Origin of the sequence: Paraburkholderia phymatum, assembly GCF_040965635.1 — a bacterium.
Taxonomy (GTDB): Bacteria; Pseudomonadota; Gammaproteobacteria; order Burkholderiales; family Burkholderiaceae; genus Paraburkholderia; species Paraburkholderia phymatum_B.
This window is the reverse complement of the sequence record NZ_JBFRCH010000005.1, coordinates 228,714-241,851: the sequence shown is the minus strand read 5'-3', so window position 1 is coordinate 241,851 and position 13,138 is coordinate 228,714. Positions and strand designations below refer to the sequence as shown.

Here is a 13,138-nt window from a genome sequence, read left to right as displayed (position 1 = left end):
TGTCGCCAGCCGACGACGCTCGACCGGCCGCGACGAGAGGTTAGGATGATTCGGAATCAGGGTGGAAATTCACAGGACGGGCAGGCACGACGGTCGAGATTGCGTGCTTGTACACCATCTGGGTCACCGTATTCCGGAGCAACACGACGTACTGGTCGAACGATTCAATGTTCCCTTGAAGCTTGATGCCGTTGACGAGATAGATCGAGACCGGCACGTGCTCTTTACGCAGTGCGTTCAAAAACGGGTCTTGTAACAATTGCCCTTTGTTGCTCATAGCAAACTCCGTATTTTTTTGCAGGTTGACTTAATTGCCGGCGAAGAAAAAGAAATCCGCCGTCAATCGCTACACTATAGCCGATTTTTATTGACCAGCGCTTCGCCTGGCCATTCGGCCAGGAGCCAGTCTACATGCGGGTTCGGGCCCGGTCGCCGGCGCGTTTCAGCCCTTGTCCGCGTAGGGGTTCGTCGACGATCGGAACTCTATTCGCAATGGAGTGCCCGTCAGCGCGAAAGTTTCCCGGAAGCGGTTTTCGAGGTAGCGCTTATACGTGTCGGTGACGGCATCGAGTGCGTTGCCGTGGATCACGATGATCGGCGGATTCTGTCCCCCCTGGTGCGCGTAGCGCAGTTTCGGACGCACGGGGCCGCGGCGGCGCGGCTGCTGGAACTCGACGGCTTCGATCAGCGCGCGCGTGAGCTTCGGCGTAGGCAGCTTGGACATCGCGGCCTTGTACGCGTCGTCGACAGAGCGCATCAGCGGGCCGATTCCCGTCTTTTCGGCTGCGGAAATGAAATGGAACTTCGCGAACTCGAGGAATTTTAGCTTGCGCTGAAGATCGTTTTTCGTGCGCTCACGCACATGCGGATCGAGCCCGTCCCACTTGTTCACGCCGACCACGAGCGCGCGCCCCTGCTCGACGACGAAGCCCGCGATATGCGCGTCCTGCTCCGAAATATCCTGGCGCGCGTCGAGCAGAAGGATCACGACGTTGGCGTCGGAGATCGATTGCAGCGTTTTCACGACCGAGAACTTCTCGATCGCCTCGAACACCTTGCCGCGCTTGCGCAGGCCGGCCGTGTCGATCAGCGTGTATTTTTTGCCTTGGCGCTCGAAGTCGACGTAGATCGAATCGCGCGTCGTGCCGGGCATGTCGAACGCGATCACGCGGTCTTCGCCGATCAGCGTGTTCACGAGCGTCGATTTGCCGACGTTCGGCCGCCCGACGATCGCGATCTTGATGCCGTGCGCCTGCTTCTCTTCGTCGCTCTCTTCCGGGTGGTCGGCGTACGCAGCGTCGAGCGCCTCGTTGATCATCTCCGCGACGCCGTCGCCGTGCGCAGCGGAAATCGCGCGCGGGTCGCCGAGGCCGAGTTCGTAGAAGTCGGCGGCCACGGCCGAATAGCGCATCCCCTCGGACTTGTTGACGACCAGGTAAATCGGCCGGCCCGTCTTGCGCAGATAGTCGGCGATCGACTTGTCCTGCGGCGCAAGACCGTTGCGGCCATCGACGATGAAGACGACGATGTCCGACTCTTCGACGGCCTGGCGCGTCTGGCGCGCCATCTCGTGCAGAATGCCGTCCTTCGCGACGGGTTCGAAGCCGCCCGTATCGACGACGAGATAGGGCCGGTCGCCGACGCGCCCTTCGCCATAGTGACGGTCGCGCGTGAGGCCCGGCAGATCGGCGACGAGCGCATCGCGCGAACGCGTGAGCCGGTTGAACAGCGTGGATTTCCCCACATTGGGGCGCCCGACGAGGGCAATAACGGGTTTCATCAGATGTTGTTCACAGTGAAGCGCGGCGTCGAAAACCCGACCTTCCGCACTGGCAACGCCATGCGGCCGTTGCACGGCTGCGTTTGACGAAAATTATCACGAATTTGACCCGTTTCGGACGCGCGGAGCTTGCGCATACGAACGGATTTCAGGTTGGCTGCCTGGGTGGCTGCGTCGAGCGCTGAGCACAAGGCTCGGTACGCATTGCGTCGGATGCACGACGCAGCGATTGCGCCGCCGCCTCGTTGTAATCGTTCACCAACGACGGCAGCACAACGCACATTGAACGATCGCCCGCGCAGCCCGACTGACGATCTCGAATTTTGACGGCATCGAAGGCGGTCCGCCTGGCCCCGTCCGACAGAACTCTGGGCAGCGACCATTCGCCGAATCCTCAGGCGCTATCGACGACCCATACGACCATTGGCACCAACAAAATGCATGCGGCCGGCAAAGCCGGCCCGCATGTCACCGCGCGACGCGCTGGGAATCAAACGCGCCGCACAGCCCAACGCCTTTAACGCGGACGGAAACCGTACAGGTCGCCGTCATGCGTCTGGACGACCAGCGTATCGCCGGCCAGCACGGGCGCAGCCGTGATCGCGCTGCCATCTGTCTTCGCGCGAGCGACGAATGTGCCGTCGTCACGCGACAGGAAGTGCACGAAGCCCTTGTAGTCGCCCACCACGGCGGCATGGCCGAGCAGCAGCGGCACGCTGACGTCGCGGCTCTTCAACTGGTCGTTGCGCCACAACTGCTGGCCCGTCGTAGCGTCGAACGCCGAGACGATCGCCCAGTCATCGCCCGCCACCACCACACGGTCATCCTGTGCGAGGCCGCTCGTGCTCGAGAATGCTTTTTCCCACAGCGCGCGGCCCGAGTTCGCGTCGAAGCAGCCGAGCTGCCCTTGGAACGTCACCGCGCAGGTTTCGGCGCCGACCAGCGTCGGCGGGCCCGTCACGTCATTGATGCGTTCGACTTCCGTCACGCCCTTCGGATACGACACAGGCGTCGTCCAGTAAGCGTCGCCCGTCTGCAGGTTGATCGCCGCGAACTGGCCGCCCGGAAAGCCGGCCAGCACAGCCGCGTCGCCCGCGAACGTCATGCCCGACGACACGCGCAGATTGAGCGGCACCGCGCGATTGCGATAGTTCCACTTCTGCTCGCCTGTTTGCGCATTGAACGCGGTGATCTGGCCGTCAACGGTGCGCACGACGACGAGGCCGTTGCCGACGAGCGGCGGCGACAGGATTTCGCCCGGCGCCGTGCCTTTCCACGACAGCTTGCCGTTCTGGTCGAGCACGAACACTTCGCCCTTCAGGCCGCCGACAGCCGTGAGCGTGCCGTCCGTGCCGACGCCCGCCGACAGGTCGCCGTCGAGCTTCGTGCGCCAGACGTCCTTGCCCGTCTTCGCGTCGATCTTCGCGACGGAGCCGTTCGCGCCCGCCGCATACACCGCATCGCCTACGGCAACGGGCGAGAACATATAGCGCCCGGCCTTGCCGACGCTAGCCGTCCACGTCTGCTGGACATCGAGCACGGGCTTGAACTCGGTGAGCGGCGTGGGCACGCGGCGCTCGTCTTTCGACGATGAGCAGGCCGTCAGAGCAAGCACGGTCATCGCACAGGCAACGGGCACGGCGTAACGTTTCAGCAGATTCATCGGTGAGCGAAGCATGTAGGTTCTAGTGATCAAAAGGAAACGGCAGACGCTGCAACAGCCAGCAACGCTCAGCCGCCCAGCGCGTCGAGCTTGAACTGGATCAGCTGACGGGCGGACGCATCGTTCTTCGACAGCGCGTCGAGCGCGAGCTTATACGCGGCGCGCGCGTCGTCGCGCTTGCCTTCGGCGGCGAGCAGATCGCCGCGGCGGTCGGCGACCACGCCCTTGAACGCGGCCGATTGCGGCTCGCCAAGCAACGCAAGACCGGCGTCATAGGCCTTTTCGTCGAGCAAAAGCGACGCGAGACGCAGCTTGGCGATCTGCTTGAATTCGTCGTCCTTCGCGTGATCGACGGCCCATTGGAGTTGCGCCTTCGCGCCCGGTTCGTCGCCCGCTGCGTACAGTGCCTTCGCGGCCGTGAGCGCCGTCATCTGCGCATACGCGGTGCCGCCGAACTTGTCTTCCATGTCCGTGGCGACGCGCATAATGATCGCCTTGTCGGTGCCCGCTGCCGCTTGCTGGACCTGGTCGTACAGCACGGCCGCTTCCGCCGCCTGGTGGCGCTGCCAGTAATTCCAGCCGTTCCAGCCCGCTGCGGCCACGAGCGCTACCAGCACGATCCACGTGGTCGCGTTACCCCATTGCGCCCACCATGCTTTCACGCTCTCAATCGATTCCTGTTCGTCGTGGTAACTCATCGCGACGCGATTTCCTCTTTCCTGGTGCTTTGTCTGATTGGGGCCGCAGCGTGTGCGGCCCGTTTAACGATGATGCGCGGCGCCGCGATCAGTCGTCGCCGTCTTCGGTGGACGCAACCATCGCATTGATTAGATGTTCGGTCAAGTTTTCTAGCGGCACCGTTTGCTGCTCGCTCTTCGCGCCGCTTTGCACCGTGTCGCGCAGCGCCTTGACGCCTGCCGCGCCGTTCGCGATCTCGTCTTCGCCGAGGATCACCGCGAATGCGGCGCCGCTCGCATCGGCGCGCTTCATCTGAGACTTGAAGCTCGCTGCCTGACCGTCAGGACTGCAATGCAGAATCACGTCGAGCCCCGTGTCGCGTAGACGCTCGGCGACGATGAACGCCTGCTCGCGAGCCGCCTCGCCCTGATGCGCGACGTACACATCGCAGCCTTCCGCTTCGGGCACCAGATTTTCTTCCTTCAGCAGCTCGAGAATGCGCTCGACGCCCATCGCCCAGCCGCACGCGGCCGTCGGCTTGCCACCCAGTTGCTCGATCAGCGGATCGTAACGGCCGCCCGCCGCGACCGTGCCTTGCGCGCCGAGCTTGTCCGTGACCCATTCGAACACGGTCAGATTGTAGTAATCGAGGCCGCGCACCAGACGCGGGTTGATCGTGAACGGAATGTTGTTCGCCTTGAGAAGGCGCTGCAGTCCTTCGAAGTGCGCACGCGATTCCTCGCCGAGAAAGTCGATCAGCTTCGGCGCGTTCTGCGCGACTTCCTGCATGGCCGGATTCTTCGTGTCCAGCACGCGCAGCGGGTTCGTGTACAGGCGGCGCTGTGCGTCGTCGTCGAGCGCGTCCACGTGCTTCTCGAGATACGCGATAAGCTCGACGCGATGCTTCGCGCGCTCTTCGGCGAGACCCAGCGAGTTGATTTCGAGCTTGATGCCCGTCAGGCCGAGGTCGTCCCACAGGCGCTGGCACATCAGGATGATTTCGGCGTCCGCATCGGGGCCGGCGAAGCCGAGCGCCTCGACGCCCACCTGATGGAACTGGCGATAACGGCCGCGCTGCGGACGCTCGTGGCGGAACATCGGCCCGATGTACCAGAGGCGCTTCGGGCCGTCGTACAGCATGTTGTGCTCGATCGACGCGCGCACGACGGCGGCCGTGTTCTCCGGACGCATCGTCAGGTTCTCGCCGTTCAGCGCGTCGGTGAAGCTGTACATCTCCTTCTCGACGATATCGGTCACTTCGCCGATGCCGCGCGTGAAGAGCTGCGTGTGCTCGACGATCGGCGTGCGGATATTCTGGTATCCATACGAACGCAGCATCGACTTGACCGTCGTTTCGAAAAATTCCCACAAGCCGGCGTCCTGCGGAAGGATGTCATTCATGCCCTTCACGCCGGACAACTTTTCAAGCCGTTTCTTCTGTTCAGTCATCTGTCTTCGGTTGACGAATTGGGTGGAGCGAATCAGTTCGTCGCTTCGGCGCGGACCGCATTGGGACCATAACTGCGCTCGACGTAATCGCTCACGATCTGCTGGAATTCTTGCGCGATGTTTTCGCCGCGCAGCGTCTTGACCTTCACGCCGTCGATAAAGACAGGCGCGGCCGGATTCTCACCCGAGCCAGGCAGGCTGATGCCGATGTTCGCGTGCTTCGATTCGCCCGGACCGTTGACGATGCAACCCATCACGGCGACGTGCATCTTCTCGACGCCCGGATACGTGCCGCGCCAAACGGGCATCTGCGTGCGCAGATACGTCTGGATCTGCGACGCCAGCTCCTGGAACAGCGTGCTCGTCGTGCGGCCGCAGCCCGGGCACGCGATGACCATCGGCGTGAACGAGCGCAGACCCATCGTCTGCAGGATTTCCTGGCCGACGATCACTTCGCCCGTTCGCGATGCGCCCGGCTCCGGCGTCAGCGAAATGCGGATCGTGTCGCCGATGCCCTGCTGCAGCAGCACCGACAGCGCCGCCGTCGACGCGACGATGCCCTTCGAGCCCATGCCCGCTTCCGTCAGACCCAGGTGCAGCGCGAAATCGCAACGGCGCGCGAGTTCCCGGTACACGGCGATCAGGTCCTGCACGCCGCTCACCTTGCACGACAGGATGATCTTGTCGCGGCCGAGACCGAGCTCGATGGCGCGTTCCGCCGAACCGATCGCCGACTGGATCAGCGCCTCGTACATCACGCTTTGCGCTTCCCAGGGCTCGGCGCGCGCGGCGTTCTCGTCCATCATCTTCGCGAGCAGATCCTGATCGAGGCTGCCCCAGTTCACGCCGATGCGCACCGGCTTGTCGTACTTCGCGGCGGCTTCGATCATCTGCGCGAACTGCGTGTCGCGCTTTGCGCCCTGGCCGACGTTGCCCGGGTTGATCCGGTACTTCGACAGCGATTCCGCGCAGCCCGGATAGTCGCGCAGCAGCAGATGACCGTTGTAGTGAAAATCGCCGACGAGCGGCACCGTCACGCCCATGCGGTCGAGCTGCTCACGAATCGCGGGCACGGCCGCCGCCGCTTCCGGCGTGTTCACGGTTATGCGCACGAGCTCCGAACCCGCCTGCGCCAGTTCCTTCACCTGGATGGCGGTGCCGATCGCGTCAGCCGTATCCGTGTTCGTCATCGACTGCACGCGCACGGGCGCGTCGCCGCCGATCGTCACGAGCTGGCCGCCCCAACGGACGTCGACGGCATGCGAGCGACGACGCGGTGCGTGACCGCCGAACACCGGCACGTTCGAAACAATCTGACTGCTGGACTTCACTTGATCGGAGTGCATCGATAAACCCGCTTACGCCGCCCGCTCGTGGCCCGGAAAACGTCCCGGCCAATTGCTGAATGCGACGCGTGAATTGAAAAAGCGTCGCGACCCCATAAGCCGCGACGCACACGATTGAGCTGCGTCAGGGCAACGCGAAGCGTGCCACATTGCCCTTCGCCGACGCATATTTGGCCGGGTCGACCGGCTGGCCATCCAGCGTGATCGACTCCAGACCCGCCTTGTTGCCGACCGTCACCTTGAGCGGCGGCAACCCGCTTACCTCTTTCGTCTCGCCCGCGTGCACGAGGCCAGAGAACATTTCCTTGCCGTCCTTCTGACGCACGCTGAACCAGCTGTCCTGCCTGACGGCCAGCGCGACCGTCGACGAACCCGCCGCCGCGACTGCGGGCTCGCTCGCAGCGGACGCCGACGCGGCAGCCGCGACTGCGGGCGCGGCACTCGCCGCTTTTGGCGCGGCGGCAGCCGGCGTGGACGCCGACCCGGCCGATGCAGCCGTCGAAGCCGACGCGGCGCCTGTCATCGGCAACGGCGCGGGCATCGGCGTGGCCGACGCGCCATCGGCTGCGGCCGCCTGCGTATCCGTCTGTGTCTGCGATGCAGCCGTCTCGCCCGTCGCGGCTGCGCCACTGGCAGACTCGCCCGCAACCGCCGACGCCTTGTCGGTCGTCGCAGGGACGCCCGCGATTCCCTTGAGCCGCGCGAGCCACGCGGTCGACTCGCCATTGTTCGTATGCCACATGGCCAACGCGATCAGCACGACAATCGCGAGCGCCACGCCCCAGATCCATGAACGGCGGCGCGGCGCGCCGCCGCCCAGCGACAACGATACCTTCCCGCGCGGCAAGTCCGTGCCCGCGGACGCCGGCATCGTCAGCGCCGGCTCAGGTACGCCTTTTTCGCGGCGCAGCGCCTGGGTCATCGGGGCAGGATCGGCGCCGACGACCTTCGCGTAGCTGCGCACGACACCGAGCGCGAACGTGGTATCCGGGAACTGGCTGAGATCGCCCGTTTCGAGTCCCCGCAGTTTGCCCGGCGCGACCTTCAGACGCGCCGACACATCCTCTACCGACATGCCCTTCGATTCGCGCAACTGCGCGAGCCTTGCCCCGACGGCAGCCAGCGAATCGAACCCGCCCGGCGCTGTCGGCTGCACTGCTGCCGGTGCCGCCGACAGCGGGCGACCCGAATGCGTATCCACGTCGTGCGGTTGCGGGTGCTGCGGCTCACTCATCCCAAATCCTTTCGCGTCGATTCTTTTTTCACTCGTGCGAACCGGCGGCGCTTGGCTTCGTCCGGTTTCGCAGACCGTTTATAACAAAATGCGCGGCTGTGCGTGCCGCTTCCGATCGCTTTTGCAAACTTTCTTTTCACTCCGCGCGATCAGGCCCAAGCCAGATATGCCGGCTGGCTAACATCTCGACCGATTCGCCTGTCACGAGCCTTACACCGCGCGAACTTCGATGACTTTCGCTTTCCCCGTGCGCTGCGCAAGGCGCGTGCGGTCCTTGACCGCGCCGGCCAGCTGGCCGCAGGCGGCGTCGATGTCATCGCCGCGAGTTTTGCGCACTGTCGTGACGACCCCTGCGTCGATCAACACCTGCGCGAACCGTTTGATCTGCTCGTTCTTCGAGCGCAACAAACCCGATTCCGGAAACGGATTGAACGGAATCAGGTTGAACTTGCACGGCACGTCACGCGTAACGGCCAGCAACTCGCGCGCATGCGCCTCGCTGTCGTTCACCCCGTCGAGCATGCAGTACTCGAACGTGATGAAATCGCGCGGCGCGACCTTCAGATACCGCTGACACGCGGCCATCAGCTCGCGCAGCGGATGTTTTTTGTTGAGCGGCACGAGCATGTCGCGCAACGCGTCATTCGGCGCGTGCAGCGAGACGGCGAGCGCCACGGGCAAATCGGCGCCGAGCCTGTCCATCATCGGCACCACGCCCGAGGTGGACAACGTGACGCGCCGGCGCGACAGGCCGTATGCGTTGTCGTCGAGCATCAGGCGCATCGCCGGCACGACGGCGTCGTAGTTGAGCAGCGGTTCGCCCATGCCCATCATCACGACGTTCGTGACGACACGCTCGCCCTTGCCCTCACCGCCCGTCGCGCGGCCGCCGGCCTCGCCGAGCGACGCACGCAGCGCAAATTCGGCCATGCGAAGCTGGCCGATGATTTCACCCGTGGTGAGATTGCGTGAGAACCCTTGCTTGCCGGTCGAACAGAACCGGCAGTTGACCGCGCACCCCGCTTGCGACGACACGCACAGCGTGCCCCGCGTCTCTTCCGGGATGAAGACGGTTTCGACGGCATTGCCGTTGCCGACGTCGACGAGCCACTTGCGCGTGCCGTCGGCGGAAATATGGTCGCTGACGATGCCGGGCATCGTGATCGATGCACGGCCCTTCAGCTTTTCGCGCAGCGACTTCGCGAGATCGGTCATCCCGTCGAAGTCGGCAGCGTTGTACTGGTGAATCCAGCGCTGCAATTGCTTGGCGCGAAACGGCTTTTCGCCGAGGCTGTCGCAATACGCGACAAGGCCTGCGGCGTCGAGATCGAGAAGGTTGACGGTTGGACTGCTCGTCATATCGAATCCTGCCATTCAGTGCGAGACTGCGTTCATGCAACAAGCTGCATGAACACGGATACCGCTCGCGCCCGCTCCTGCTGCTGTTACTGCTGTCCTACTGGAGCCTATCTGCTTAGCGCGAGTAGACGTTGACTTCCGGGAAGAAGAACGCGACTTCTACGCGAGCCGTTTCTGCTGCGTCGGAACCGTGGACTGCGTTCGCGTCGATGCTGTCGGCGAAGTCAGCACGGATCGTGCCTTTCTCAGCCTTCTTCGGGTCCGTCGCACCCATCAGGTCACGGTTCTTCAGGACGGCGTTGTCGCCTTCCAGAACCTGAACCTGCACCGGGCCGGAGATCATGAATTCGACGAGGTCCTTGAAGAACGGACGCTCTGCATGCACAGCGTAGAACTTCTCTGCGTCGGCGCGCGACAGTTGAACCATGCGCGATGCCACGATCTTCAGGCCAGCGTTTTCGAAGCGGCTGTAGATCTGGCCGATCACGTTCTTGGCCACTGCGTCCGGCTTGATAATCGACAGGGTGCGTTCGATCGCCATAAAAACTCCAGAAAATTAAGAGGTTACAGATTTAAATGAATCCGCTATTGTAGCATGTTCCCGTGTATGATTGCGATTGAACCCTTACGATACTGTAAGGATTGAGGCTCCAGTCCCGAAGATTCGGGCCGGCGGGTAACAAAACGTAATAGCGGGTGAATTCCCCAGCGTTGAAACTCCTCGTCCTGGCGTTAATCTTAGGGTTGTGGATTCGCGTGCCGGTGGCAACCCGCCTGCCGGCAGCGTACGAAAACCGTTGCAAGCCACCCAGCAACACTGCGTCCGACGCAAGGAGAGACCATGAACGAATATCCCTATAACTTCGGCCGGGGCGGTTCCGTCACCACGGCCGAAACCCGCAACCGCGTACTGCGCAACACCTATTGGCTGCTCGCGCTGTCGATGGTGCCGACGGTAATCGGCGCGTGGGTGGGCGTCGCGACCGGCTTCTCGCTGTTTGCCGCGACAAGCCCGGCCATGAGCATGCTCGCTTTCTTCGCGATCGCCTTTGGCTTCATGTTCGCGATTCAGAAGACGAAAGACAGCGCCGCCGGCGTATTCGTGCTGCTCGGTTTCACGTTCTTCATGGGCCTGATGCTGTCGCGGCTGTTGAGCTTCATTCTCGGCTTTTCGAACGGGCCGTCGCTGATCATGCTCGCGTTCGGTGGCACTGGCGTGATCTTCGCCGCAATGGCGACGGTCGCCACGGTCAGCAAGCGCGACTTCTCGGGCCTCGGCAAGTGGTTATTCGTCGGCGTGATCGTGCTGCTGCTGGCGATGGTCGCGAACCTGTTTCTGCAACTGCCCGCGTTGATGCTGACGGTATCGGTGCTCGCGATCGTGATCTTCTCGGCTTACATGCTGTTCGACGTGCAGCGCGTCGTGAACGGCGGAGAGACGAATTACATCACGGCCACGCTGGCGATCTACCTCGACCTGTACAACGTGTTCGTGAACCTGCTGTCGATCCTCGGCATCTTCGGCGGCAACCGCAACTGATCGCCGCAACGCCTGAACCAAAACGAAACGCCCGTGACGAGCAATCATCACGGGCGTTTTGCTGTTTTGCTGTCTTCGTGTAGAACGCCGCAAGCGCTGCTGCCGTAGCGACCGGGACCTTCAGAGACTCAGCCAACCGAACCCTTCACTTTGCGTCGCGACCACCACTTCCGTCGCCGCAGCGCCGAGCACGGCCGCCATCGCCGCTCGCGCGAGCTCCGGCAGATTGTTCTGCTGACTCAGGTGCGCCGCAACCAGATGCCGCAGCTTCGAGCGGTCCAGTGACGCAAGAATTTCCGCCGCCGCGTCATTGTTCAGATGCCCATGATTCCCGCCGATCCGCGCCTTCAGCGATGGCGGATAACGCGATGCCGCAAGCATCTGCACATCGTGATTGCATTCGAGCACGAGCGCGTCGCAGCCGCTCAGCACGGCGCTGATATGCGGCGTCGACGCACCGACGTCCGTCAGCACGCCCAGGCGCGATGCGCCATCGGAAAACACGTATTGCAACGGCTCGCGCGCATCGTGAGGAACGGTGTATGGCAGCACGCTCAGATCGCCGATCGCGACGTTTTCGTCGCTCCACATCACATGCAGATCGACATCGGCCTCGTCCGCGCCAACGGCGCGCGCGGTGCCCCAGCTCATGTAAAGCGGAATCGACAGCTTGCGGGCGAGCGTCAGTGCGCCGCCGATGTGGTCGCTATGTTCGTGGGTGATGAGAATGGCGTCGAGTTCATCCACACCCGCGCCCAGCCGCTCCAGCCGTCGGGCGACTTCCTTCGCCGAGAAGCCGCAATCCAGCAGAACCCGTGTCGTGGTCGCTCCGCTTTGGGCCTCGACCAGCAATGCATTGCCCTCACTGCCGCTTCCCAGACTGGCAAATCGCACGAGCCGCCTTAGTTCAGTTGCGCGTGCAGCAGCGACACGATGCGCTGCGCATCCGACGACGTATCCACCTGGCCGCTTGCATCGACGACGGCAACCTGCGTCAACGTGTCGCTCTTCGAGCGCACGTTCACGAGAAATTCGTGGGCATCTTTCTTCGTGCTCTTGTCGCTGTAGAACAGCTTGCCGAAGATGCCGTCGCGCTTGAGTTCCTGCATCGAATCCGCGTAACGCACGTAGTAAATGCCCTTTTCACGATCGCGGTTATCGACTGTGAAGTTCGTGCGATCCAGCGCGAGGCCGACACGCAGCCATGCGCGGTCGAACGATTCGGGTAGATCCAGCGTCGCGCCACCCGCGTTGCTGGCGAGCTGCGCATGCACCGTCGACGGACGCGCGTCCGTCAGAAGCTGCTTCGATTGCGCGTCGGTGAGGCCGAACTTTTGCATCAGCTTGGCGAGGAACTCGGCTTCCAGCGCCGGATCGCGCGGGCGCTCGACCCAGCGCGACGACGTCTTGTCCTGCCCCGTCAGCACCTCTTCCATCGCGGCGTGCGTGATCGAGATGTCGGTCGCGCCTGTCGCATCGCGCGAGACGAGCGTGCGGAAGCTGTCGCGCGTACCCGACGAGTACGCGAAATCGATCACCTTCCCCACCGTGCGGCGGAACCAGTCGTCAGGAATGTTTGCGCGGTTCTCGGCCCAGTCGGTGGCCATGATGCCCGTCGTCGGCGCGTCGGTCCTCAGTGAGAAGCCGTTCTCCGTCCAGAATTCCTTCAGTTGCGGCCACAGCTGTTCCGGCGTACGGCCGTCGACGACCAGCCAGCGGCGGTCGCCATCGCGCTCGACGTGCATGCCGAGCGGGTCCTGCGCATTCGGCACGCCTTCCGTCAGGTTGCCCGCCTGCGTCTTCGCCCGCTGCGGCGCGCCGCCGAGCGCCGTGCCGACGGGCGGCGCCACGTAGCGCTGGTCGATCTGCGCAGCCGTCAGATCGCTCGGCACGGCGAGCGGCGGCGCGCTCGTCGTCTCCTTGTAGTTCACGCGATCCGACGCGAGCACGTCGTTCAGCGATTCGCAGCCAGAAAGCGACACAACCGTGCCAGCCGCAAGCGTCAACGCCGCCAGGCGCGTTGCGTGGAGGGAAAGTGCGGAACGTTTCATGGGGTCCTTCGTGAAGCTAAACGCGCTGCCTGGTTCGG

The 13,138-nt window shown here is 63.5% G+C and carries 12 protein-coding genes; 1 reads left to right on the top strand and 11 read right to left on the bottom strand.

Going from position 1 to position 13,138, the window contains the following annotated elements:
- Nucleotides 1-40 precede the first annotated feature (40 nt).
- The 9 genes from hfq to ndk all read right to left on the bottom strand — a co-directional run bounded on the left by hfq (nt 41) and on the right by ndk (nt 10,050).
- Complete coding sequence (gene hfq / locus AB4Y32_RS12805; RefSeq protein WP_007580427.1) at nt 41-277, bottom strand: RNA chaperone Hfq; 237 nt, start codon at nt 275-277, stop codon at nt 41-43.
- 165 nt (nt 278-442) lie between these two features.
- Entirely contained in the window at nt 443-1,780 is a 1,338-nt protein-coding gene (gene der / locus AB4Y32_RS12800; protein ID WP_368721689.1) for a ribosome biogenesis GTPase Der, read from the bottom strand.
- Nucleotides 1,781-2,297: 517 nt separating this feature from the next.
- Nucleotides 2,298-3,443 (bottom strand): outer membrane protein assembly factor BamB, encoded by a 1,146-nt coding sequence (bamB, locus tag AB4Y32_RS12795; protein WP_152757563.1) that lies wholly within the window; start codon nt 3,441-3,443, stop codon nt 2,298-2,300.
- A 68-nt stretch (nt 3,444-3,511) separates the two neighbouring features.
- Nucleotides 3,512-4,141, bottom strand: a complete 630-nt coding sequence (locus tag AB4Y32_RS12790; protein WP_368721688.1) for a tetratricopeptide repeat protein — start codon at nt 4,139-4,141, stop codon at nt 3,512-3,514.
- 88 nt (nt 4,142-4,229) lie between these two features.
- A complete protein-coding gene (gene hisS / locus AB4Y32_RS12785; protein WP_368721687.1) occupies nt 4,230-5,570 on the bottom strand; it encodes a histidine--tRNA ligase in 1,341 nt (446 codons plus the stop codon).
- 32 nt (nt 5,571-5,602) lie between these two features.
- Nucleotides 5,603-6,916, bottom strand: coding sequence for a flavodoxin-dependent (E)-4-hydroxy-3-methylbut-2-enyl-diphosphate synthase (ispG, locus tag AB4Y32_RS12780; RefSeq protein WP_368721686.1), 1,314 nt, complete (start codon nt 6,914-6,916; stop codon nt 5,603-5,605).
- 124 nt (nt 6,917-7,040) lie between these two features.
- Nucleotides 7,041-8,150 carry a helix-turn-helix domain-containing protein gene (locus AB4Y32_RS12775; RefSeq protein ID WP_368721685.1) on the bottom strand — a complete coding sequence of 370 codons (1,110 nt, stop codon included), beginning with the start codon at nt 8,148-8,150 and terminating at the stop codon, nt 7,041-7,043.
- Between the two features lie 210 nt (nt 8,151-8,360).
- Nucleotides 8,361-9,509 carry a 23S rRNA (adenine(2503)-C(2))-methyltransferase RlmN gene (rlmN, locus tag AB4Y32_RS12770; protein WP_368721684.1) on the bottom strand — a complete coding sequence of 383 codons (1,149 nt, stop codon included), beginning with the start codon at nt 9,507-9,509 and terminating at the stop codon, nt 8,361-8,363.
- A gap of 115 nt (nt 9,510-9,624) precedes the next feature.
- The gene (gene ndk, locus AB4Y32_RS12765) at nt 9,625-10,050 is read right to left on the bottom strand and encodes a nucleoside-diphosphate kinase (protein ID WP_368721683.1); all 426 of its coding nucleotides are present in this window, start codon (nt 10,048-10,050) and stop codon (nt 9,625-9,627) included.
- 300 nt (nt 10,051-10,350) lie between these two features.
- Here ndk and AB4Y32_RS12760 point away from each other — a divergent pair, with 300 nt between their 5' ends.
- Nucleotides 10,351-11,049 carry a Bax inhibitor-1/YccA family protein gene (locus AB4Y32_RS12760; protein ID WP_090864886.1) on the top strand — a complete coding sequence of 233 codons (699 nt, stop codon included), beginning with the start codon at nt 10,351-10,353 and terminating at the stop codon, nt 11,047-11,049.
- 120 nt (nt 11,050-11,169) lie between these two features.
- On the opposite strand, the gene AB4Y32_RS12755 is transcribed toward AB4Y32_RS12760, so the two are convergent.
- Both AB4Y32_RS12755 and bamC read right to left on the bottom strand, forming a co-directional pair.
- On the bottom strand, nt 11,170-11,943 hold the full coding sequence (locus AB4Y32_RS12755) for an MBL fold metallo-hydrolase (protein WP_368721682.1): 774 nt from the start codon (nt 11,941-11,943) through the stop codon (nt 11,170-11,172).
- Between the two features lie 8 nt (nt 11,944-11,951).
- Nucleotides 11,952-13,100, bottom strand: a complete 1,149-nt coding sequence (bamC, locus tag AB4Y32_RS12750; RefSeq protein ID WP_368721681.1) for an outer membrane protein assembly factor BamC — start codon at nt 13,098-13,100, stop codon at nt 11,952-11,954.
- Nucleotides 13,101-13,138 lie beyond the last annotated feature (38 nt).